The sequence below is a fragment of the Alteromonas sp. WD8-37 genome (genome assembly GCF_055326825.1).
Genome location: NZ_JBUZOV010000001.1, coordinates 690,470 through 714,941 on the forward strand (window position 1 = coordinate 690,470; position 24,472 = coordinate 714,941).

19 protein-coding genes are annotated in these 24,472 nt (G+C 44.7%); 8 read left to right on the forward strand and 11 right to left on the reverse strand.

What is annotated here, in order from left to right:
• Positions 1–30 precede the first annotated feature (30 nt).
• Genes ACTUJZ_RS03075 through ACTUJZ_RS03090 form a run of 4 tightly spaced genes read right to left on the reverse strand, consistent with a single transcriptional unit; the run spans position 31 to position 6,319 of the window.
• Entirely contained in the window at positions 31–3,147 is a 3,117-nt protein-coding gene (locus ACTUJZ_RS03075) for an efflux RND transporter permease subunit (protein ID WP_463635233.1), read from the reverse strand.
• Entirely contained in the window at positions 3,140–4,552 is a 1,413-nt protein-coding gene (locus ACTUJZ_RS03080) for an efflux RND transporter periplasmic adaptor subunit (RefSeq protein WP_463634792.1), read from the reverse strand. Before ACTUJZ_RS03080 ends, ACTUJZ_RS03075 begins: the two co-directional genes overlap by 8 nt.
• Positions 4,545–5,843 (reverse strand): TolC family protein, encoded by a 1,299-nt coding sequence (locus ACTUJZ_RS03085; RefSeq protein ID WP_463634793.1) that lies wholly within the window; start codon positions 5,841–5,843, stop codon positions 4,545–4,547. The genes ACTUJZ_RS03080 and ACTUJZ_RS03085 overlap by 8 nt, the downstream gene beginning before the upstream one ends.
• Positions 5,843–6,319: a DUF411 domain-containing protein gene (locus ACTUJZ_RS03090; protein WP_463634794.1), complete on the reverse strand. Its 477-nt coding sequence runs from the start codon at positions 6,317–6,319 to the stop codon at positions 5,843–5,845. The genes ACTUJZ_RS03085 and ACTUJZ_RS03090 overlap by 1 nt, the downstream gene beginning before the upstream one ends.
• A gap of 651 nt (positions 6,320–6,970) precedes the next feature.
• Here ACTUJZ_RS03090 and ACTUJZ_RS03095 point away from each other — a divergent pair.
• The gene (locus ACTUJZ_RS03095) at positions 6,971–7,666 is read left to right on the forward strand and encodes a hypothetical protein (RefSeq protein WP_463634795.1); all 696 of its coding nucleotides are present in this window, start codon (positions 6,971–6,973) and stop codon (positions 7,664–7,666) included.
• A gap of 119 nt (positions 7,667–7,785) precedes the next feature.
• Here the strand turns inward: ACTUJZ_RS03095 and ACTUJZ_RS03100 are convergent, their stop codons facing one another.
• Positions 7,786–8,637 carry a DNA replication terminus site-binding protein gene (locus tag ACTUJZ_RS03100; protein ID WP_463634796.1) on the reverse strand — a complete coding sequence of 284 codons (852 nt, stop codon included), beginning with the start codon at positions 8,635–8,637 and terminating at the stop codon, positions 7,786–7,788.
• 249 nt (positions 8,638–8,886) lie between these two features.
• Between ACTUJZ_RS03100 and ACTUJZ_RS03105 the strand changes: the two genes are divergently transcribed.
• Entirely contained in the window at positions 8,887–9,045 is a 159-nt protein-coding gene (locus ACTUJZ_RS03105) for a hypothetical protein (protein WP_463634797.1), read from the forward strand.
• Positions 9,046–9,065: 20 nt separating this feature from the next.
• The gene (locus tag ACTUJZ_RS03110) at positions 9,066–9,227 is read left to right on the forward strand and encodes a hypothetical protein (RefSeq protein ID WP_463634798.1); all 162 of its coding nucleotides are present in this window, start codon (positions 9,066–9,068) and stop codon (positions 9,225–9,227) included.
• A gap of 820 nt (positions 9,228–10,047) precedes the next feature.
• Here the strand turns inward: ACTUJZ_RS03110 and ACTUJZ_RS03115 are convergent.
• From ACTUJZ_RS03115 to ACTUJZ_RS03130, 4 genes are all read right to left on the reverse strand, one after another.
• Positions 10,048–11,742, reverse strand: coding sequence for a hypothetical protein (locus tag ACTUJZ_RS03115; protein ID WP_463634799.1), 1,695 nt, complete (start codon positions 11,740–11,742; stop codon positions 10,048–10,050).
• Positions 11,739–12,737, reverse strand: a complete 999-nt coding sequence (locus tag ACTUJZ_RS03120; RefSeq protein WP_463634800.1) for a TniB family NTP-binding protein — start codon at positions 12,735–12,737, stop codon at positions 11,739–11,741. Before ACTUJZ_RS03120 ends, ACTUJZ_RS03115 begins: the two co-directional genes overlap by 4 nt.
• A gap of 18 nt (positions 12,738–12,755) precedes the next feature.
• Positions 12,756–14,705 (reverse strand): DNA-binding domain-containing protein, encoded by a 1,950-nt coding sequence (locus ACTUJZ_RS03125; RefSeq protein ID WP_463634801.1) that lies wholly within the window; start codon positions 14,703–14,705, stop codon positions 12,756–12,758.
• 204 nt (positions 14,706–14,909) lie between these two features.
• Positions 14,910–15,530 carry a transposase gene (locus ACTUJZ_RS03130; RefSeq protein ID WP_463634802.1) on the reverse strand — a complete coding sequence of 207 codons (621 nt, stop codon included), beginning with the start codon at positions 15,528–15,530 and terminating at the stop codon, positions 14,910–14,912.
• A 125-nt stretch (positions 15,531–15,655) separates the two neighbouring features.
• Here ACTUJZ_RS03130 and ACTUJZ_RS03135 point away from each other — a divergent pair, with 125 nt between their 5' ends.
• From ACTUJZ_RS03135 to ACTUJZ_RS03150, 4 genes are all read left to right on the forward strand, one after another.
• Entirely contained in the window at positions 15,656–16,246 is a 591-nt protein-coding gene (locus tag ACTUJZ_RS03135; RefSeq protein ID WP_463634803.1) for a restriction endonuclease subunit S, read from the forward strand.
• Positions 16,236–17,549, forward strand: coding sequence for an N-6 DNA methylase (locus ACTUJZ_RS03140; RefSeq protein ID WP_463634804.1), 1,314 nt, complete (start codon positions 16,236–16,238; stop codon positions 17,547–17,549). Before ACTUJZ_RS03135 ends, ACTUJZ_RS03140 begins: the two co-directional genes overlap by 11 nt.
• 319 nt (positions 17,550–17,868) lie before the next feature.
• Positions 17,869–19,518, forward strand: coding sequence for a hypothetical protein (locus ACTUJZ_RS03145; protein WP_463634805.1), 1,650 nt, complete (start codon positions 17,869–17,871; stop codon positions 19,516–19,518).
• Between the two features lie 135 nt (positions 19,519–19,653).
• The gene (locus ACTUJZ_RS03150; protein ID WP_463634806.1) at positions 19,654–21,999 is read left to right on the forward strand and encodes a YecA family protein; all 2,346 of its coding nucleotides are present in this window, start codon (positions 19,654–19,656) and stop codon (positions 21,997–21,999) included.
• Positions 22,000–22,182: 183 nt separating this feature from the next.
• Here the strand turns inward: ACTUJZ_RS03150 and ACTUJZ_RS03155 are convergent, their stop codons facing one another.
• The gene (locus ACTUJZ_RS03155; RefSeq protein ID WP_463634807.1) at positions 22,183–22,494 is read right to left on the reverse strand and encodes a hypothetical protein; all 312 of its coding nucleotides are present in this window, start codon (positions 22,492–22,494) and stop codon (positions 22,183–22,185) included.
• Between the two features lie 313 nt (positions 22,495–22,807).
• On the reverse strand, positions 22,808–23,323 hold the full coding sequence (locus ACTUJZ_RS03160; protein ID WP_463634808.1) for a hypothetical protein: 516 nt from the start codon (positions 23,321–23,323) through the stop codon (positions 22,808–22,810).
• Between the two features lie 266 nt (positions 23,324–23,589).
• Here ACTUJZ_RS03160 and ACTUJZ_RS03165 point away from each other — a divergent pair, with 266 nt between their 5' ends.
• A complete protein-coding gene (locus tag ACTUJZ_RS03165; RefSeq protein ID WP_463634809.1) occupies positions 23,590–24,465 on the forward strand; it encodes a WYL domain-containing protein in 876 nt (291 codons plus the stop codon).
• Positions 24,466–24,472: the final 7 nt, after the last annotated feature.

The window sequence follows — 24,472 nt, forward strand, 5'->3', positions numbered from 1 at the left end:
AGGGGGCAATCGCCCCCTTAAGCTTGCGGGCTAGTTGGTGGCTCGACGCAGCTGCACGCGACGGACCAACAGATACAACGCCGGTAACACCAGTAAGGTGAGTATCAGTGCGGTAACCATACCTCCGACCATGGGCGCCGCGATGCGGCTCATCACTTCTGCACCGGTACCCTCGCTAAGCATAACCGGGATCAACGCAAAAATGATGGTGGCGGCGGTCATCAATACCGGGCGGATACGCTTGCTGGCGCCTTCCAGTAATGCCGTGTGCAAGGTTGCCTGCTCAACCTTTGCAGACGATACCAGTGGCTGGTACGCCTGGTTCAGGTACACCAGCATCAATACCCCGGTTTCCACCGCGACACCCGCCAGCGCAATAAAGCCGACCCCGGCAGCCACCGACATATTATAACCCAGCGCATACATCAGCCACATGCCGCCGGTCAGGGCCACCGGCAGAGTCAGTAAAATCAGCGCCACTTCGGTAAACGCCCGAAAGCTTAAAAACAGTAGAATGACAATTACGGCCAGTGTAATGGGAACCACCACCTTTAGCTTTGCCTGCGCTCGCTCCAGATACTCAAACTGGCCCGCCCAGCGCAGGGCATAGCCAGGTGGCAAGCTAAGTTTGCTGGCCAGGGTAGCCTGGGCCTGTTGCACATACTGGCCAAGATCCATATCGGCAATATCCACAAACACCCAGCCATTGATCCGGCCATTTTCACTCTTAATCCCCGGTGGGCCGTCGGTAAGGCTAATATCGGCGACATCACCCAACACAATGTGGGCGCCCGACGGGGTGACTAGCGGTAGGCGGGCAAGTTGCTCAGGTGAATTTCGATAAGACTGTGGATAGCGCAGATTCACCGGGTAGCGCTCGAGCCCTTCCACTGACTGGGTCACTTCGGCGCCTCCCACCGCACTGGCAATGACCGCATGGACATCGGCAATATTCAGCCCATGGCGGGCAGCATCGTCGCGTCGGATGTCCAGATTGATATAGCGGCCACCATCGACCCGTTCGGCATACACCGATGCCGTACCGGGTAAAGGAGTCAGTACACGCTCAATCTGCCGGCCAATAGCTTCAATTTGCGCCAGCTCTGGCCCGGCAATTTTAATTCCCACCGGCGTTTTGATACCGGTGGCCAGCATATCGATACGGGTTTTTATCGGCATTACCCAGGCATTGGTGACGCCGGGCATCTTTACTAGCTGATTAAACTCTGCGATTAACTTGTCGGTGGTCATGCCATCGCGCCACTGCTCGCGGGGTTTTAGCTGAATAAAAGTTTCAATCATGGTCAGCGGAGCCGGATCGGTGGCGGTTTCGGCTCGGCCTACCTTGCCAAATACATTGGCCACCTCGGGCACCGTGGCGATCAGCCGGTCGGTCTGCTGCAGGATTTGGCGGGCTTTACCGATGGAGATCCCCGGATACGTGGTGGGCATGTACATCAAGTCGCCCTCGTCCAGCGGCGGCATAAACTCACTGCCAATTTTCGTCCAGGGATAAGCCACCGACACGATTAACAGAAATGCTACCGTTAATATCCACTTGGGATAGGAGAGCGCGAGCTTAAGCAGCGGCTGATAGGCACGCTGAATAGCGCGGTTGAGTGGATTATGCCCGGCATCACGGATCTTGCCACGGATAAAATAGCCCATCAAAACAGGCACCAGGGTAACCGACAGACCGGCTGCGGCAGCCATGGCGTAGGTTTTGGTGAAAGCCAGTGGGGCAAATAAGCGGCCTTCTTGGGCTTCAAGCATAAACACCGGTAAAAACGACACGGTAATGATTAACAGGCTGAAAAAGATCGCCGGGCCCACTTCGATAGCGGCGCGGCTTACCAGCTTCCAACGGTTGTGCCGGGTTAACGGTGTCATCTGCATATGCCGGTGCATATTTTCTATCATCACAATGGCACCATCGGTCATCGCACCAATCGCTATGGCGATACCGCCTAACGACATGATGTTGGCATTGAGGCCTTGCACGCGCATGATGATAAAAGCGGCTAATATTCCTAAGGGCAGGCTGATAACCGCCACAAGGGAAGAGCGCAGATGAAACAAAAATGCTGCGCAAATCACGGCTACCACAAGCAGTTCTTTAGCCAGCGTCCACCACAGGGTGTCCACCGCCCGATCTATCAGTGCCGAACGATCATACACCGGAGTGATAGCCACACCTTCTGGTAATGAGGGTGATAACTCGGCGATGCGCTGTTTCACCCGCTCGATGGTTTGGCGGGCATTTTCGCCATAGCGCATGACAATGATGCCGCCCACGGTTTCGCCATTACCGTTCAGCTCGGCCAGGCCCCGACGCATTTGCGGCCCTAGCTGCACCGACGCCACATCCTGAATTGTGACCGGCGTACCGGCATCCAGCACACCAACCGGGATGTGTTTAATCGCTTCAACACTGTCGATATAGCCGGTGGCTGTCACCATATACTCGGCTTCGGCCATCTCAATTACTGAAGCACCGGTTTCCTGATTGCCTCGCTGAATTGCCAGTTGTAACTGGGCCATGGTGAGCCCATAGGCCCGTAGTTTCATGGGATCAGCTTCGACCTGATATTGGCGCACCATGCCGCCCACGGTGGCCACTTCGGCTACGCCAGCAACGCTTTGTAGCTCATATTTTAAAAACCAGTCCTGTAAAGCGCGCAGATCGCTCAGGTCATGCTGGCCGCTGGTATCGGTGAGCGCATACATATACACCCAGCCCACACCGGTGGCATCGGGGCCTAGGGTAGGCCGGGCCTGGGCAGGCAGGTTGGCCGTGGCTTGGTTAAGATATTCCAGCACCCGGCTACGCGCCCAGTACAGGTCGGTGTCATCTTCAAAAATGACATACACGTAGGAGTCGCCAAAAAACGAAAACCCGCGCACAGTTTTAGCTTTGGGCACTGACAGCAATGCGCTGGTCAGCGGGTAGGTAACCTGATCCTGCACCACCTGTGGTGACTGCCCCGGATAGCGGGTTTTAACAATCACTTGCACATCCGATAAATCCGGCAGCGCGTCTACCGGAGTGCTTTTTACTGCAAACCAGCCACCCAGCGCCAGCAAGATGCTGCACAACAAGACCAATACCCGATTATGCACAGACCATTGGATGACCGCATTAATCATGATGCTGGTGCTCTTTTGATTGCTTGTTAGACGCTGGTGGATCGGCAGGCCCATGCTCAGCATGGTCATGCATTGCCGGCATCCTGTTGCTCATCTTATGTTCTGCTTCATGGTCCATTTTTTGTTCCATGTTATGGTCCATCTTGTGTTCCATGTCATGGTCCATGTTGTGCTCCATGTCATGGTTCATCTTAACCCCTGCAGCAGGCTCTGGCGCCATACGCTGGTCAAACTCAGCGGTTTTGCTGGACTCAGAATCTAATAAAAACTGCGCTGAGGTCACCACCATATCACCGTGGGACAGCCCCTGGGTCACTGCCACCATGTCATTACTCATCAACCCGGTCTGTACCGGTACAGATTTAAATCGCCCGTTACCTAACGCCAGCACTACTTTTTGCTGGTGGCTGGTGCGAATAAGAGCATGGCGGGGAATTAACAGATGATGCTCACCTGAGCCGATATTCACGCTCGCGCTCGCCAGCATTTCAGGGCGTATAGCTTGTTGCGCATTGGGCAGGGTTACCCGCGCCTGCAACGTGCGGGTAACCGGGTCGACACTGGGATACACATAGTCAATATGAGCGTTAAACTGGCGCCCGGGCAGACTGTCAAAGGTCAGCTCTACGGGCTGGCCCGCGGCAATTTGCGCGCGCTGGGGCCCACTGATATCCAGTATCACCCAGATATCCGCCAACTGGCCGATGCTCATCAGCGTCAGATCGGGCTTTATATAAAAGCCCGGTTGGATGTTCAGCTGATTGATCACGCCGGTTTTGGGCGCATAGTAGGTGGTGGTTTGCAAAATTTCACGGTTCTGGGTCAAGTTTTTGATGGCGTCAGCGGCCATGCCCAGAGCTTGCAGACGCTGTCTGGCCGCGTTAATCAAAGCCGGTTTTTGTTGGCGTAGCGCAAACACATATTCTTCCTGGGCATTCACCAGCTCTGGTGAATACAAGGTATACAATGGCTGGCCTTGTTGCACCGGATCGCCAGTCGCAGCAACATGCAGGGTTTCTACCCAGCCGCTTACGCGTGAATGAATATGAGCCACCTGCTGTTGATTAAACTGAGCAATGCCCAGGGCCTTGACGTGCTGAGAAAGAGCATCATGGGTAACAGTGTGGGTGGTGACCCCCATAGTTTGCTGCATGGCCGGGCTGACCTTGACCACGCCAGGCTCTGGCTTTGATTGTTCGGCATACACAGGCACCAAGTCCATGCCCATGGGCGATTTGCCGGGTTTGTCGCGCCGGTAACTGTCATCCATGGGCGCGACCCAGTACAAGGGTTGTTGTTCTGCTGGCTTGTTGGTGGTGGCTGGTGCATGCGGCAGCAACCACCAGGTAAGTAGCACGCCGACGGCCAGACCTACGGCTACGCCGGCCAAAACGGATTTATTCATGAGGTATTCCTTGAACCTTGCGAGGCGCGCTGGTCAGATAATTAAAATCTGCCACGGCATTTAGTACGGCAATATCAATTTCCAATGCCGCTAATATATTTTGCAGGTGGCTGATCCGGGCCCGGATCACCTGGGCAAAATTTCCATCATCATGGGTATATGCACTCAGTGCGGTGTCTGCCTGGGCCAGGCTTTGCGGCAGAATTTTTTGCTGGTATAGCTCTTGGCGCTTCGCTAAATGATGATATTGCTGTCGGGCTTGTTGGGCCTGGGCAACCAGCGTCCGAACCGCTAACTGTTGTTCGGTTTTAATCGCAGAAGCTTCATGAATGGCAGCACTAACCTGGCGTTGCTGTTTGTGCTCAGCAAACAAAGGCACCTGGACACCGACTCCGATAGAGAATAAATCCGGCCGGCTATGGCCCAATGAATTTTCCTGACGCACACCATACGCCGCAGATACTGTCCATTGTGGCTTGCGCTGCTCTTTGGCCAGTTGCACACCTTGCTGCTGTGCCTGCCATTGCTTATCAAACACCTGCACAGCAGGATGTTGACTAACATGCAAAAGCAGCTCTGCCGGAGTCGCAGTCAGTAACTGCGGGTGATCAATCGGCAGTTCAGGTAGCGCTTGCTGACCATCAATATCAACAACACCACCCACGGGCTGTAACCATTCCAGTAATGCAGCCTGGTTGCTGGCATAGCGTTGCTGCGCGGCAAGCTGACGATCCTGTAATTGCAACAGCGCCAATTCCGCCTGCACGATATCCTGCTGCCGGGTTTGGCCTACAGCGGTGGCATAGCTGGCTTCGGCCACCTCTTGCAACTGGCTGAACCACTCTTCGCTTTGGCTGGTAATCGCTAGTGTACGCTGCGCCAGATAGGCATCCAGCCAAATTTTGGCAACCTGACGTTTAACACTGGCGATACGCTGCTCGCGTTGCCAGGGGGCGGCCTGGGCCTGGGCCGTTAATTGGCGTTTGGCAATGCTCAGCGACTCACCCCGTGGTAATGCCTGGCTAATGCCCACCTGGATTTGTGTCATATCCTGGCTGTTCAGCGACCAGTCGCCAACTGGTGCATTCATAATTCCGGCCTGAATGGTGGGGTCCTGCCACACAGCGGCCGCTTTAGCACGCTCACGCAATGACTGCTCGGACGCGATGCTGGCATCCAGCCGCAAATCCTGGGACACCGCCTGTTGCATCGCTTGTTCTAACGATACCGCCCAGCTAGCGGGGCTTAGCAGCGCGATTATTAGCAGTACGGAAAATAAGCGCCCAACCATCAATACTGCTCGGCTGCTTCAGAGACTTCGGCATAAATCTGCGTGCTGCCATCGTCCAACAATAACAACACCTGGTAAGGCTGAAAGCGATTGCCCATTTCCATGCCTGGTGTGCCTACTGGCATCGCCGGTACGGCAAGACCAATAGCATTAAGTGGCTTTTCACTTAAAAACTGACGGATAAACTTGGCCGGTACATGGCCTTCAAACACATACCCCTGGGGGGACACCGCCGTGTGGCAGGACTGTTGCGCCGCCGGGATGCCGTATTGCTGCTTGATGTTACTCATGTTGGTCACATCACGGGCGGTTGAAGTGAAACCGGCAGCTTCCAAATGGCCTAGCCACTTGCTGCAACAACCACAGGTGGGCGATTTGAACACCGTCAGAGCTTCATCGGGCTGACTCTGGCCAACCGCCTGTGGAGTAAACAAAGCTGCGGCCAGCAACGCGGCCAAAAATAGAGATAATTTCATGATAATAATCCTGATCATTCACAGCGCGCCGCTCTCATAGCTGGGCGCAGGCTGCTTATTCGAACAAAAAATGAGACGTCTACCGTTTGGCAGGCGCAATTGTGCTGTGATCAGGCAAAAATCGGTGGTCGAAAGGGTAATGCGGGAAGAGGGCTGATGTCTGCTTTTACAGGGTACCCTTGGCGAGATCCTGTGGCGGATGTATTAAGGCTATGTACTGCTGCCGGTAGGACCGGTGACGCAAAACATGAACCATCAATACAGACACACTCGGCCTGGCAGCAGCCTGTCTCTTCATGAGAGTGGATGCCTGCAGCGTGGTGCAGGGGGCTGATAGAGTCCATATCATGGACCGAAGGTGTTTCGTGAGTTGGCTGTGCTATGGTTGACATTGCAGCACAGGGTTTTTCGTCACCCATTGCAAAAGCCTGCGCCGATAGGCACAGTAAAATTGCGATAAATATGAATTGGGCAAAACGAAAAAGCATAAAACTCTCAGAGCAATTGTTGATTGCAGTGTAATACACTTTTATCGTTTTATTCCAGCACTAATCGGCCACCAGAATACCATCCGATACAATTGGGAATGTTTGTATTTACAAGAAAACTATGACAACAATAGAATAATGAAGGGAAGTTACGTCGGTTTATATGATGGATCATGTTAAACCCATTTTATGGGTAGGTATATTGTGTGCAGGATTGAGCGCCTGCCAACCCGCACCAGAAATTTCTGACTCAGCCATACGGCGCAACCAGGCCGACCAACAGGTTCAGGTACTATTTAACAAAGCTCAGCCTTTGTTACAGCAACCGGTGTTTGACAAGCCCGTCGCCTATCTTGATGAGCTTATTATCTTACAAAAGCTGGTTAGGCAAGCCGATACTGTGTATCGAAAAGCGAGAATCAGCCATGTTACTCATCCAGAATTTGAACAGGTCGCACAACAGTTAGAGCAATCTAACGTGCCATTAGCGAAGGCCAGCCTCGATGCTTTTGAACAAGCTATCGATATAGCATTAGCTTTTAAACAAAAAAAGGCAGCGGTAGAAACCTTGCCCATTTACGACAACACCCTGGCCAAGCGCGCCTTGCTGGAAGAACTAAAAGTATTAAATGAGGAGCTTAAAGACTGCTGTACCGATCAGATACATAGCATTAACCAGCTACTTCAACACAATGCTCATGAGTTCAATGAGGTGATCAGGTTGGGCCACAGTACACTCGAATACATGGGCATGCTGATCCGCGAAGATATCGATGTAAAAACATTACAGCAGAAAATTTCTGAACAAAGACAGTATCTTGCCTTACTCAATAATGAAAAAGCCGAACAAACACCCTAACACAAATCTTATACCTTTTACGTCGCCATACCTTATGCCTTGTAATAAAACATAACGGCAGCTATGCTGCCGTTTTTCGCGCTTCGCGCCAGTATTCAAAGAATCTGTGCATCGCACCATTACAGCTTCATATATAGGCGGGGCCGGGCCGCCACCAACTGCCAATTCGACGAACTGGCTGGCTCAGCCTTTTTACAATAGTCTTTAAGCATCGTGACATTTGGTTTGTTGGTATGTTCAGCAATTAAAAAAGGCAGGCTGGCACTTCGCCCTTGCATCGCGCCGTCAGCATCACGAACAGAACACTCCGGCCGAAGTTTATTCGGCCGTCGCATACTCAGTTTTTGCGCACCGCAGGCGGCAATTTGCTGTTGTTCGCTGTCAATCAGAGCATTCCAGGATGCCTGTGTATGATTGGCCGGGATGGTATAACGCGCTTTGTCGAGCCTGAGGATCCATTCATCAGCAGAACGGGTTTCACTACGACAGCGCCGAGACCAATTAAAATAAAAGCCTTTATAATCCCCTCGGAAAGCAAAAATATGGCGGTACGCCATGGTGGTGATCAAATAATTAAAACGGTCATGCACTTCATAAAATTTTTCTTCAGCCCCTTCGTACTTTTGTACTTCCTGACGAAAGTTGTTCTTTGCCAGATTAATTTTTTCGACAATCTCGGTAACTGCATGCCAGGAGCAGGATAGGGCGATGAGGCCTGGATATTTCTGCACAAATCGTCGCGACATGTTGTTATCAAACACATACATATCCTTAAAGGCCTCAAGAGCATATTCAATTGCCCCCTGACCATATAGCGGTGTGACCGGTATCGTCTCATAATCATCTTCAATAATTTTGGCCTCGTCTTCCTTGCTGATTGGTGGCAATGCGAACATCACTGACATCGCCGGCTGCGCCGATTGATGCACTAAAGAGCATAAAGCATCAAGACCTTGCTCAATTTCGGTCATGTAATAGCGTAATAGGTTCATAAATAGGCAATTTTATAGATAGTGTATGTTTATACAGCATAAAGTAAAAGCGCACCATTTGTCATTTGAAAATGACTCGTGGGGTTCTAAGTACTACTTATTGTCAGTATAAATTGAAAGTAAAGCTATATTCTGGACTAGAGTACAGTTCATCTATTAGGAAAAGTGACTATGATTATTTTGTCATAAGGAATTAATGACAGCATTTCAATCAAAAGGAATCTAATTATGAAAGATCTGACTATATCAGATATTCAGCATGTTAATGGCGGGATTGCTCCCTGGGCAATAATTGTTGGTATTGGGGCTTACGGAGCAGCCTTAGAAACGGCGTGGACATTTGGAGGAGGATTAGGTTCTGGTCTCTATGACGCATTGCATCCATAAACATATTATTGGAGAACAATATGAAAGAGTTAAATACTTATGAAATTCTGAATGTTGCAGGTGCTGGTGCAGTAGAAAGCTTTGGCTATGGTGTAGGGTATGCGATTGGTGGTGGCATACGCGGATTAAACAATTTCGGTCATTGGCTAGGTGGTGCAATCTACGACTGGTCCCATCCGTAACGTAATAACTTAAGTTGTGTAATATGAAAAAATCAATTACTTACAGCATAAGAACTTTGGCGTGTATACCAATTTTAGGCGCGCTGGCTGAAGCTTTTTTTATTGCTATTAGGCAAGATGTATTTCTATTTTCGACAAATTCATTTATTTCGGCGATGGTTATGTGCCAGCTATATGTATTAATCGAAGTATACATTTTTCTGCATAATAAATATGAGCATGTAGGTAGATAAAGGTTTTACATAAAGCGCTGGTCAATAGCTATCAACTGGCGCTTTTTTCTCACATATCGAGAGCTTTGTGGCGAAAATCCTGTAAATAGCAGACTGCGCTTAAGCATTAGTTATATACCTCAAACAGGTTAAATGTCTTTTGATTATACCAGATAAGCGCTGCTCACAGGTGTGACAGCATATGAATCGATGCCTAAATCATCTCTTTTATGATCAAACCCTTACTCAGCACAAAGAACATCCGCACCGATTTGAGACTCGAGTTGCTCGTGAGCGCGCCACGCAAATCCAACAAACCAGACAACTGGAAAAGGACTTTTTAAGTGAGATTGGACAGCTTATTTTTACTGGGCATGGACACCAAAAGTGAGATTTTTCTACTGTTTATGGACTCGGTAACGGAGTCTCTTTAGTGTCCAGGACAACTTATATGAGATTGTTTTACATGAGTTTCCTGAGGATTATTTATACAGGTATTTTAGAAAAAACTCAATATCAAGAGTTCTCTTCGACGGTTGTTCAGATGTAGTTTGTAAAAGGAGAGTGGCGTTTATGATTATTTTTCTTTCACGCCAGGCGAACGACGTTTAGGGGCGTTTCAAAAACAAGTGGATTGCTGATGGTTTGTACTGTCGAGTGTAAAGTTTTTTCGGTTGGTTAAACTCACCGGATTTTATATAACTGAGGACTTGAAACTTGCATGCATAAAATGAAGTTTCTTCAATCGGCAGAATGCCTGCGACCAGCAGTTTTTCATGCATGCTGTCATAACTGAGGTTGCGAAGTTTACAATAACGACGAAGATTAAAAATCATCTTCTCAGCCTTGAAGATTTCGCCAACGCGGAAATAGTCTCCGGATCGCTGCCACCCCAGGGCTTTCAGAATGTTCTCTTCAGCCAAAAACCGAAAGTCCTTTTTGGTATAGCCGAACAGCCTTGTCACCTCGGATTTTTCGATCTTTTCATTAGCAAAGCTATACATGTGGTTAAGCAGTCGTTTGATAAATTTAAACGTTTTCACGATATCAAGTCGATGCAAAACCGGACCTAGCCCAGGTAAAACCGCTAAATCATCATTGTTTTCCAGTAATCCCTTTATGATAAATGATGGATCCGCAAAGAAATACTTCAAGTGAGATAGGTCTAAGCCTTCGTTTATAGAGTTGGTAAACTCAGATGTGTTAGATATTGCACATTTAAGCTTTCGTTCCAGTTCACAGATGTCTAATTCCGTCTCAGATTGAACTCTCGATCTGTTCAATGACGTTAGATAGCTCTCGTGTATAAGAGTGAAAACGTCATACGTTTCACAACCTAAAATGTCTGCTACTGTCTGAGGTAAGCAAATTGTGTTTGCTGCTTTTTCTTTAGCATCAGGAGTCGCAATTTTGCTGCGCCAATAGGGCAAAATCTCGAAGCAGCCTGAGTCGATAACTGACAAAGACTCTTTATATTTAGGCTCCAAATAGTGTAATCGGGGATCTTCAACGCGAGAAGTCAAAAACTCCCAATCCAATTTCGTTTCGTTTGATAAGTAACGCGGACCTGCATATACACCTCTCAGTCCTAGTGAACTTAAACCTGTAGTTTTTTCCTTTATGTTTGCCAACCAGTTTTCGATAGCGTTGGGAGATGTCAATAAATCAAACGCATCCTTAAATAGTTGATCCCAGTTTTGAATAGCCGCCGGTTTGATTTTAGTTGGCACGATGTCAAAAGGGCGAAGAACAAAACCTGCGGCAAGGCAAAGGTCGTGTACGAATGCAGCTTTACTCTCCACAGGTAACTGAAGCAGCTTTTCTTGATAGGCCGGTACTCCTATTTTGTTAAAAAGGACTGGCTCTAAGCAGAATGGACATAAACCGTCCAACATCATTCTTTGCCAAGAGTAAGGTTCACCACAATGATTACACGCTGACTGAAGTTCACAACCATGCTTCTCACAAACATTCATTGTCACATAGCGGTGTAAAAATGGCGCAGTATTTTCTGATAAGCAGTCAGGGCAAACCTTTACGCTGTTATCCACAAGGGTAGTAAAGTAACGATCTTTATCATATTTTAAGTAGGCAGGCTCAGTATACGCTACATGCTTGCCTGTGAGTTCAAAGATTGCTGCACAATGCGCTTCTAAATTTCCTATACGCTTGTTATCCAATGTCTGATTGTAAGCTTTAAGCATATGCTCTGGGCTTGGATAGCTATGCGCCGAGGCTAACTGTGTAATGTAAAAGTTAGGATGCATTTCACTATGAAATTCTACGTCTATCGGCAATTTCATGCTGCAATCTCCCTTGTCTTGATTCCCTCTGCAACAATTGAAGTCAAAAAACTTTTTAGCTCTTTTTTCTCACAATCAAATGGATTGAATTCAAGGCCGTTTCCCCAGCTTGCACGGAAGTTATAAGATTCTTTGAGTGTCGAGAGCGTAATGTGACCTGTGTCCGGCATGAAAATAAACGTGCCTACAAGGATTTCCGCAATACGGCCAAAGTGGCCTTCACCAGCTGCCCAAAGGCGGCTCTGCATTTCTGGGGTTGTTAGTGTTAGGATATGTACCCCAAACTCACTTTTTAACTCTTCGAAAATTTGAGTGTAACCCTGGACGATGGAACCCATATGCTCAGCGTCCCCAGGTTTAATTGGTGTAAGTTCAATTCCGGTAACTGAACGGCGCAGAAGTTGCTCCTCTTCCAATTGGTCTCTGCCTGGTCTTGCATGAAATTTATTTTGAACAATGGACTTAACCCTGGGTAAGCCGCAAAGCACGATAAGAACGCCCGATTTATCAACGATATTCTTCACTGTGTCCGCAAAATTCTGAGTGTTTTTACCGTTAAGTTTGTTCGGAAGGCTGTGTTGGGCTTCATCCACAAGCAAATATTCAATACCTAGATTTTTGATGTTATTTGCAACCATGCTTTCAAGCTCTTCCGTACCGGTTCGCTCTGGCACTTTAATCTGAAAGCGATTCAATAAAGTGGTTAGGAATTGCTTAGGGGTTGTACGTGCAGCAAGATTTAGACGCACTACGTTTGTGAGGCCTTTTCCTGCTTCGATAGGTTTAGAGTGATGTTTCTCGAACATTTCTAAAACTGTCGATTTTCCACACCCGGATTCCCCAGTGATGGTTAGGACTTTTCCATTGGACTTGTCGCCACAGACCATTCGCGCTTTGAGAATGTGATCAAGAGCTTTTTCCACTGGTGTATATTGAAAACGTTTTGCCATAAATGTCTTAATAAGCAAATTGCGTTTATCTTTAGTAAAAATCATTTAATTCTCCCTTTTCAGTTATAAAGTTGTAACGTTGTAGTCGACGTCAGAAGCATCATCAAACATTAGAAAATCCTCAGATTCGCCGTCTGAGATATCACTAATTACGCGTGATTGATTTGGTTTTCTGTGTGGTGTGTTTAATACGCTTTCGAGAAGAGCGTCACTTTCAAAAGCATTAGCTGGAATTTCGGCAGTAACGTCGATCAGATCGTGGTTAGAAGGTGTCTTACCGTATCGTGAACGAGCATCTTCATTGATCAGAACTTGTTCGCCATCGTGCACAGCTTCTTTACGCCCTTCGATTACATCCATCTCTACGAAATACTTTCCTCGTGCGTCAGGATTAATATTGGGTACTTCTAATAGCTTCAATTCGCCAGGCGAGTCTGTTAACGCCTGAGGGTAGGCGACTGATACGGAACCAGCGTCTGTTGGGCATACAAAGATGTCTACATACATTTCTGTACTTGAATTCAATTTAGATTTTTCTAATTTGTCATACGCGGCATACATCTGTTGTAGTAGCGTGCTATTAAATTTCTGATACTGATAAGTCACGCCATACTGAGGGTTATATTTGACCTTTTTACGGATCCCTTTAATTTTCTCGATGCCGTTTGTATCTGCAAGCACGCACGGTTGATAGAGTGCGGTGCCAGCACGCCATGCTTGATTTGGACTCCTATTACCAAGTGCGGCCTGCGGAGTATCGTGATACTCAGCTAAAAAGTTACTGAATTTTTGTCTGAATTGATCCAGCGTAAGTTGCGCTTCTTTTTTTACAGTTTTGTCACTACTCCTTTTGGGGTCAAACTTACCTAAATAACCATCGACTCCGGCAAAAAATGTTTTACGCAAATAGCCCACAAAGCTTTCCACAAATGGCTTCTTCCAGGGAGCATTAACTTCCGTAATCTCAAAACGAACGTGTAAGGCATCTAAAAACATTTGCATTGGATCTGCACGGTAACCGGCACCAGCATCAGCTTTTACAAACTTCGCAACACCGTGTTGAATGTAATTTTTGTCGGGCTTTTCACTAAACGCATGATAAAGAGCTGATACTGCAAGCTCCGACGACTCACCTTTGTTTCCGATACTGATCGCGTAGCCAAGAAGGCTTCGAGTTCCGATGTCAAACACCAGAGCCATTGATACTGAACCAAGAAAGTATTTGTGTGGTCCTTCGCGGTGGATAAGTCCAACGTTAAAGTGCGCCATGTCGCATTCAATCTGAGAAAGCGGTGGCATTGCGCTGTACTTTTTCAATTTGGTGCGTAAATATTTTTTAGCTTCTGTAACACCTTCTCTTGCTTCAATTAATTCAAGTTCTCCTCGTTGTTTGATTCGCCTACAAAATGTCTTGTAACACGGCATATTTCCGGCGTAGCCCATGTCTTCGAAAATATTTTTAGTTTTTGCATAAGCGTATGCCATGGTAGGCGCAGAACGATTCTTGTAATGAAGTTCAATTCCCTGCTCAAGTAATCTGTCAATTTCAGGATCAAGATGGTTAATGCGCTTTCGACAACGTAAAACCTGGGGGATAGCGCTATAACCAGCATCCCTGTACTTTTTAAAATGCTTTAGCAGTGTTGATGGTTTGTAACCAATAGGGTCGTTAATTTCTGCTTTTACCTCATCAATGACATATTGAATCACCGTTGTAGGGTGCTTGTGTGAAAGCAAAGCATGGAAATAGGCTTCCCTCCTGGTCACTTCGGCCTTTTGAGCATCTGTAAGCGCAGTGCCGTCATAAGGGGTTTTGACGTTAGCAACAAAACAAATGTCCTGATTTTGAACCAAATCTTTAAAGTGATCGAAAGGGAGCTTAGTGATGGTTCCACTCTCAAATTCAATAAAGACCTGTTTTGTTCGCTCATCTACGGCACTGATATTTGCAACTTCACCAAAGTGTGTGATTTTCTTTCCCGCAACTTGATGAATGTTTAAATAATTAATCATGCAGGCACCCCCATGCATTCTGTCGTTGAGGCACCTGCAACGTACAAGGGCTTACTCCAAATTTTCAGTAAAGCTGTTCGCATAGGCGCGTTAAAGACACGTAATGATGAACCTGAATTCAGCGAATTTGATAGAAAACACGTGGGCAATCCTGTTTTCTCAAGCAGTTCCAAGCGTTGTTGACTTAAACGTTTTGAATTTGATCTACGCATGGACCACCTCCACAGGTAAATCAAATGAGAACGGTTGCTTAAAATCAACGATTACTTTTTTAGTAGCGATTAAAGCGGGACCGAAAGCTTTTGTAACATTCAGTCGGCTGCATAGCTCATAGAGTTCACCCACGGATTTAGCTGGTGCTAAGATTTTTAGAGCTTTCTTCAAATCGTATCTGGAGAAGTCATAACTCTTGTACTTATGAAGTTCCCTGAAGTTTTCCTGCTCAACTTCGTCAAAAAAATCATCTTCAGTCACCAGCGTAAGAGGGCGGTGATAATTCATTAAGAAAAAGTCGTTCAATAGTCCAAACTTTTTCAGAAAGCTTGGGTCCGAAGCAAATCGCTTCGGCTTTACTTCAACAATCTCAATAGTCCCGTCTACTCGCTTTACGATTGCTTCCGGGGTGTATCGCCTTTGTTCGTCATTGACGGTATAAACGAAACTAGTTGGCTGCCATTTAAACGACTCAACGCTTTCATCGAATTCAAGATACAGAATATAAGATAGCTCAAATTCACTTTCGGGTCGTTGACGCCCGATTGCTTTCATCGGTGTCAAAAAGCGTTGTGCCTTTTTTCCATATTTTTTTAATTTTCTCTGATACATATAAAACCTCAATATAAAGCACCATACCCCGTGGTGCAGTTAATGATTGATCGGCTTAATAGCTTTTGTCAATAAAAAGTGCTAAATTTCACATGGTGTAATAAACGGTGGGTAAAATAACAACAATGAAAACACTTGCAGACATTGCAGAAATCACCGGCGGAAGGTCATTTCGCGGAGCCATTAAGCCAAGTGAAAATGGCACTCATTACGTCATACAACCCGGAAACCTGGTTGAGGAAGATGGACAAGTTCGTATCAATTTAGACGAACTGGTTTTGACTGAAATCCGGGTAAATAGGGAAGTTAAATGTCTGTCAGAAGACACTATATTGCTATATCCGAAAGGACCTAATCGTCATGCAGTTTTACTTCAGGGAATTCCTTCAAATACCGTATGTAATCAGCATTTTATAGTGATTAAGCTAAGACCAGATGCTGGTTACTCGCACGAATTCATAATGACATACTTGAATACAGAGCCAGTTCAGCGTTGGTTCGAAAACAATAGTACTGGCAGTTATCAAAGCGCCTTGAATACCAAGACCGTTGACGGATTATTGATTCCGACCATTTCAAAAGAGAAGCAAAGTCTGATAGTTCAATTAGCTTGCTCCATTCAAAAAGAAATTGAAATCTACAGGTCGCTTACTTTAGAGCGCATGAGAGAGTTGAATGTCGTCGTATCAAACCTGATGGAGGCCGATGATGAGTAGCCAGTCTCTATCAGCCGCGCTAGCTAAGATGTATTTTGACTTTGGCTTAGAGCAACGTAATACAGAACAAAGAGCCTATTTTTTGAGTTTAGTGACAATCTGTCTTTGCACCGTTAACGATTTCCTTCAACTAACTGAAAACGACAGCTCATTGTTTCTAGAAACAATCAATCCTAAAAAGCTGAGTCAGCAGCATCCAAATGCCTTAGCACCTATTGTTAATTTTAAAGGAGATAGCGACGGCATAATCAAGCAAGTCTTCGCTGTTTTTGAGCGCGATGGTGGTGTTATATCCAGGCAAAAGGCAATAGAGATATATGAACAAACGCTAACTCGATTGCAGGTAATGAATTTTACACCGAAAGAGAGAGTTAGAGAGGGGTTTCAATTTGATATAGAGCCGCATGAGTTGGCGAAACTCCTTGCCGGAATCTTACCGAACTCCGGCAGCATTTATGATCCGAACGCCAGAAGTGGTTACTTGGACAGTCTCATTGCATGTAATTCGCAGAAACTAGACTGGACGTGTGAAAGTTACGATCAGCAAGCTATTTACTTTCACCAACGACAGTTAATCGCAGATGCTTCATCAGTCGAAGTGTCTAACACCAATGCTTTGGCAATGCAGCCAATTGTAAGTGCCAAGCAGTTCAATGCTGCGGTTACATTATATGAACCGGCGAGGATTAAGCGTAAGCGAGAGCTATCGAAGCTTTCTGTAGATGGGCCCTTTAATACAAACAGGTTTCGCCAAAGTGAAAGTGAGTATGCATTTTTGGAGTTTGCTTTAATTGAACACATGATATGGAGCGTCAAGGATAAAGGTACTATCGCGGCAGTAGTCGGCAAAGGCGCATTAACACGTGAAAAAGACCGTGAATTCAGAAAAGCCCTACTAAAAGACAATCTGATAGATGCAGTTATTGAACTACCTCCCAGATTAATAAATGCAAGATCTGTATCTTTGTTCGTTGTCCTGATTAAAAAGGGTAGGGACGATGATGATGTTTTGTTCGTTGATGCTTCAAACTTTTATGAACCGTTCGGCAAAATAAACAAGCTTATTGACATAGACACCATTTTAAAAATTACTACAGAGAGAGAAATCGTTCCGGGTTTGTCGGCTAGAGTGAACTTTCAGACAAGTGAAGACGAAATCGATGACGATTTGTACATGTTGAGTGTATCAAGGTTTGTTAATAAGGAGTCAGCTGAGTCACGAGTAGCGACGCATGATTTATTCGCCGAGCTTGAACAGGCAAGAAGGACTACAGATAGTTTACTTGCTAAGCTTTTGGAATAACTCTTAAGACTGAAAGCATCTTACAATCAGTTTAGGCGTAGGTGACTAATTCAGAACTCCATCTGAAGTTGCAGTTGAGTAGGTTTCGACCTCATCAGAGAGCTGCTTTCTGTGACAGTTAATCCAATCTTAGTGCTAAGGTAAATGGCCCCGACAATACCAAATTCATAATAATGTTTGTGATGCAAACGCATGTTTTTTCTTAGGTAAACCAGCTCTAACCGATTTTTTTGTCAAATTTACTTTATAAAAATCGGGATATTTCTATGATAGATCATAATGCACCATGCGGTATGGTGTTTTTGTGGTGGAGTAATCTATGGCAGCTATTGAGTTTGAAGAAACCTTAAAATCGAAATTTAAAAATAAAATTGCACAACATTGTACAAGTGGTCAGTTTTACTTTGGGCAAGGATATGCAAATAAAGAAGCAAGAATTGATGGGTTCACGTTTCCTTTAAGTTTTTTACAAGAGGTAATTTCAAGGAAATTTTCCGGTTGGCCAAAAAAGAGCGAGATGGCCAAGGTCTTAGTTGGGATGGAGTACTACTCCCGTAAGGAAAAAGCATATAAAAACTTGAACAAACGTATGTTTGAAGCCTATTGGCAGATGATACTCAATGAATTAAAGCTGGAAGCCATCACTTTGCTTCCAGAATACCAAGAGTTTGACCCAATAAAGGTCTTCGATGAAAAACACATTCCGCTATTGGTCGGGTTGTATAACAGCGATGGAGGAATTGATTTAAATCGTTCTGTCGCCACCATTATGATGAAGGTACAGCACTTCAAGGAGCTATTTGAATCAATAATAAATACCAACACTGGTATTGCTAGTCAAAAACCAGGTTTATCTGACCTAAAAAAAAATATGTTTGCTCTTGATTTAAAAGGGGAAGACTCTAGAAGCATTGAATCATTATTCTTAACTGCATGGTTAATGCAACATTTTGGTGGACCCGGTGTCAAGGCATCGTGTATGAGTCCTTATCCAAAAGTTTTACATCAGTGGAACGATGAGGCTTTAATTCGATATTGCCTTGGACTCTACATTGGTGATGGCAGCATTAGTGTTGCCACAAAGAGCGATTCTCAAAACAAGATAGGTAATAGTTGTAGATTGCTCTGTAAACCATCTACGAACGTTCCTGGTTGGAAAACTCAAGCTGAAATGCTTTTAAAGCGTACCGGTCTGAACCCAATGCATATCTCAGAAGATTCCAAAAGCAATATGGTTGGGGTAACGCAATATGGAGCTTATTTATTACTAAATGCTTGGAAAGACATAGGTCTAGGACCAAGTTATAAGACTACTTCATTAGAGCTAGCTGTAAGGCTGATGACACACCCTTGGATGAAACTATCAGAAGAATTACGTAAAAACCTCTCGGCCTTGAGGCTAACCAGTAAGCCTATTGATATTAATCTTAAAACAATAAAATTACTTACAGATTTAACACATGAAACGGGAGACTCCATTTCTATCCCGAAGCCACCTAAAATAGGTGTTCCAAGAGACCTTTTCGACCCAAGAATCGATACTATCCAAAATGAAAGTGCACAAAGGATCTTTCATCAAATACTACACAATGTTTACTTGAAGCCAACAAAACACCAATTTCCATCTTCTAGAAGGGACGTTGGTGATTTCATGAAAAAAATGCCTCAATTAATAAAGCCGCTTGAAAAAATAGGTTCAGAGTCAATAGGAAAAGCATTTGAAGAAATAGCAAGTACAGTGGGGGAAAAAAGAAATATTCGCCCATGGGAGATGATTATGGCTGAATCGGCACCAGAACGTTCTCATTTTGTGCTTTTCTCCAAAAAATTAATTAGCTATTCGATGCTTAAACAGGCCTTCTTAGACAATGAGAAGAAATTTGATAACGGTGCCTATATCCAATGTAAGCCAGAACGCCAAATTAGGGAGCGGCTAATGGAGTATTTTAAATCTTTGAACATCAAGTAACCGTCAGAGGCTAAATGCCTATATGCTTTTTGTTTTTAACTAAGTGGTGAGTAGGTTATTCTGTTTGCTGCAAAGCAATGTATCTCAACGGCAGGGTATAACTGCTTAATGCCAATTAAATAAAAAGGATCGTTAATGGAATTAGCAACGATAGAAAAGCAACAACAAGAAGCCGCTGCCACCATATTAAAAGAGATGGAAGCTATCGCTTTGAGTATCCGTGACTTAATACTCAGTATGCCGCCAGAAGATCTTTTGGGTTACCTGTATTCCCATCGTTTGTTGCAGGTTAACGTTGACCAGATAGACAGTAATTCCATTAATGATGAACCTCCAGCAGTTGATGCTATAAACAAAACACAATTTTTGCTTGAGTATGTTCACGCAGTCCTTGCGTCTGATATTAGTCCCGCAGGAATAAGTTTTGATGAGACAAAATGCAACCAACTATTTGAGCTAAGTAGCGAGCTGTTAAACAAATCGATTGTTTTCGCCATGGCTTCGTCCGCCAACTCTAAGGATGGGGCTTTTGGCCCTGATACTTCCGAAATTGAGTTTTATGCTAAATTGAATTGGGTTTCAATACGAGGTCACCGCCATCAAGTTTTGGAACAGGAGTTTTATAATTTCGTACTCGCGCCACACGAAGGCACCCTACGGGAAGTTTATGGCGTTGGAGCGAAAGAGGTTGCAGCTGGTTTTCAAGCCTTGACCGATGTTCAAAGATCAGGACAGGCAAATGCTTTTGAAGAGATATACAAGCAGCTTGAATCTGCAAACACTCTTGCTAGTCAACAAGGTAAAGCTATAGAAGACGTTGTAGAAATCTGGAAATCAGAAAACCCCTGTAGTGTAGAGATGCTCGCATCGGCCATGGACGATATGTTCTGGGGTGGAATCACAAATGTAAGCCGCCACACCGACCTGCCAATGACTTTATTGGCAGATCTTGCTTATGAACGTGGTGAGGACGATGATTTCTTTGCAAATGGTGAGTTCTCAGGAACGCCGTTCAGAACACTTCCTGTTAGAAAGAAACCACTGATAAAGCTTGGTGAAGACTTTCACGCCATCGACCCTTGCTTTGTCCGTGACGCTGGGTATCGCGCTCTTCTCTTTAATCTTTTACAAAAACGTCCTGACTATAAAGACGAATTTAAAGAACGCCAAAAGGAAATGAGCGAAAAGGCTTTTCCTGATATTTTGGAGAATCAGTTACAGGGAGCAACCGTTTACTATGAAGTTTATTACAAAGATCCGATTACAAGGCAATGGTGCGAGAACGACACTCTTATTTTGATAGACGACGTTCTTTTTTTAGTTGAAGCGAAAGCAGGTGCGGCAGCGACGATTGCATCGCCAGCTATCGACTTCAATCGTCATGCCCAATCTGTAACTGACCTCGTACTAAAAGCATATAAACAATGTGAGCGTTTCTTCAATTATCTTAACTCCGCAGATGAGGTTGAAATTTTCACGCTAAAAAACGGTAAATATATTGAGTGCGGTAGGCTTCGTAAAAATGATTATCGGGTAATGGTACCGATAGGATTGACCGTAGAATCATTTTCGCCTTTTTCAGCATACTGCAAACAATTGCCAGATATTCAACCAATCCTTGAAAAACATGCTTTCGTGTCAATGTCGATTGATGATCTATTTGTACTGAAAAGATTCTTACCTACAGCCGGAGCGTTTGCACATTATATTGAAGTTCGTCAAGCTGTTGCAGGAATACGTCACGCTCATTTGTATGATGAGTTGGACCATCTTGGGGCTTATATCTCCAAGAATAGGTTTGACCTTACAATACTTGAACAACTAGAAAATAAAAATGCTTCGATGACAATCTGGGATGGAATGAGCAGAATAGTTGATAGGACCTTCGAACAAAGTGATTGGGAAACAAAACCAGTTCCTGCTCAAGAATTCCCAAGCGAGATTATTAATCTTCTCAACTCTCTAAACTCGACTAGAGCATCAGGCTGGCTAAAGGTAGATAGCTACATTCGAGACTTCGGAGAAGAAGCTCGCAACAATTTTGCTCAATTTCTGGTAAACCTCCGGAACACATTGAGGCAACATCCGGCTCGTTACTTTACTTTCCTTGGTGATGGAATACCTATTTTTGTATGGATTCAGGACCAACAAATCGAAACCGATTGGAAGAAGGTCAATGATAAAGCTAGTGCAGCTTCGCTATTTGCCAATACCAAAAACATTATTGGCCTGTTTCTCAAAGTAACTAAAGATGGCAAGTTTGCGACAGCAGAAAGTTTCGAAGTAGAGATTCCACTTACGTGTACTAAAGAGAATGCTCACGTTTACGATGATGCTAGAAAAATGAATGACTTTCGAAGGAGAGTGGATCTGAATACTACAGAGATATCGAAGGCTTTTGATAAACCCAAAAAAGTCGGACGCAACAAGCCATGTCCTTGTGGCAGCGGCATTAAATACAAGAGATGCCACGGTCGATGAAGTATTCGCCTTAATTGAAAAAGTCTGTGCTAGTACACGTGAATAAACTTAAATCCCCAATTCATCTGTACCATTTACCATAGTGGCTCTCCTGTCAGTTTTACTCGTCGTTTATACCAGCTTAGCATGCTCAAATTTCTTTGCAATTTGGTTGGGATTTGATACTAATTCGTCTGCGCTTCGTTAAGTTGCCAGATTGGTGATTATGTCATCGTAGTCCGCACCCAAGCGGCTGTCATAGCTGATTAACATACCGTCTAACTTGTACTTGATATCAGCGATCACCAGGAAATCTCCAAGCTTTTTTGCTTCATAGTCCAAGCGGTGCAATAGAAATCCGTTTACCAGCCGTTCCCAGCCCTCAAAGATGTGAATAGCTTCGAATGGATGGGTAGCTTCTTGCTTCGACAGAAGCTTATGAGATTGCTTTAGTAGCGCATGCATTTCGAGCTTGTTCTTATATTCGTTGATTGGTATCACACGTCGATCTTTCACGAATTAAGTACCTTATAGTCACATTTTGGGAGCGGAGGATGTGATGATTTTAATCCCCGGCGTTTCAGCCTCAGTCAAATAATCCAGAATTCTCTTTTCTAAGCGTGACTGGTCATGTTTGTATCTGGCATGAAAGTGAATGATGTTGTCTTCACGTATTGCTCTTATGTCGTTCATCCCGTTGTCTATGTTATAGCCACCGAACGTACCTTCAATTTCGTTCACTCTTCTGGCGTTGAAACACGACACTCCAATTTCGGTCATAATCCGATAGCACGTATCGTCATCTACACATTGCAAACTAATATTTAATCTACCCATTTGCGTTTCTACTTCTGAATTCTTTAACTTTGTCGGCCATAAAGGAGAAAGCATAGTTTTCGGTAGGGGAGTCCAAATTGCTACCGACTTGTTTCTCATGACTTACATAGACCCAACATATGTGAAGCCAAAATAAATCTCCTTTGCTTTGAGTTTTAACATAAGCCAAGTCATCACATTCGTCTTGAATAAAAGAATTGAATGCTAAACGAAGGTAATACAAAGCTGTTTCATCAGAAATGACAGGACCGTGTACTTTTGAGTAGGAACTTAACGTTAACCCAAGAAAAAGCGCCGACAATGGACACTTAGCCGCTGCTAATTGTTGGGTGACTGCTTGAAACTCTATACTTTCCCATCGCATTGGCCCATATAACTCGTTCCACTTCATAAACAAATTATCACTATCGTATCCGGCGGAGATAATGCTATCGATTTTATCTTTTAGTTCGTAGGTTAAAGCTTCACTTAAATCCAAATGCATCACCATCTCCTCGCGTCGTTTCATTTAAACATACGCCGTTTACGGATGTTTTGTGAAAGATTGAATTACCATAAGCGACATGAATGTGATGAAAAAATGGTCTTTCACAACAGTGTATGCTATGGTCAATAGTGACGCTATCTTACTGATAAGCCTATTATTATACGGTTTATTAATTACCCGCACGTCCTGCACCTCCACATAAATAACACTCAAATAATCGTTTTTTGAATTGATATTCGTATCAAAATGACACACACTGTACTTTGGTATGATTTGGGTGCTTTCGCATGAGCATTGAAGAACTAAATTACGCGCAGAAACAACGTCTTGCTTACATCGATTTTAAATTAATGTTTGTGGGATATGTTACTCGAGCTGAAGTTGTAAGTTTTTTTCAACTTGGTGTCTCATCGGCATCACGCGACATAAACCTTTACAAAAATTTGGCACCGAAAAATATGGTTTATGACGCGAAAGTAAAAAAGTACTTTCAAAGTCATAGCTTTAAGCCTGTTTTTGTACATGATGCGCGTAGAACGCTCATTAAAATGTCGCACCAAATCTCCGATGGCTTTGATGCAATTAGCGACACGGCATTTCCGGTTGAATCACCAAGCCAATTAAATGTCCCTGATGTCTTCGTTATTGCTGCACTAACCAGAGCCATAATTAACAAGCAGGCAATAAAGGTTAGCTACGTGTCACTGTCTAGCGGTGCGGGAAATCGAGAAATAGTACCACACAGCATTGTTGATAGTGGCGTGCGTTGGCATGTGCGAGCGTACGATAAAAAAAGCAAATCGTTTCGTGACTTTGTGCTAACACGGATAACAAAAGTAACGAACTCGAAGGCAAGTGTAGAGCAGGGTGAAGATAAGCTTGATGACCATCAGTGGATGCGAATTGTGCCGCTAGAAATAATCCCGCATCCAAACAATGTTGAGTACCCAGAAGCGATAAGACTCGATTTTGGGATGGTAAATGGCGAACTCGAAGTTAACGTCAGAGCGGCGATGGCTGGTTACTTGTTAAGAAGGTGGAATGTTGATTGTACTGAAGATGCTTCATTACGAGGTGCTGAATATCAGCTATGGCTCAGAAATAGGCAGACTTTATATGGTGCGGAAAATCTTTTAATCGCTCCGGGCTACACCTCTCCATGAAAAGGAA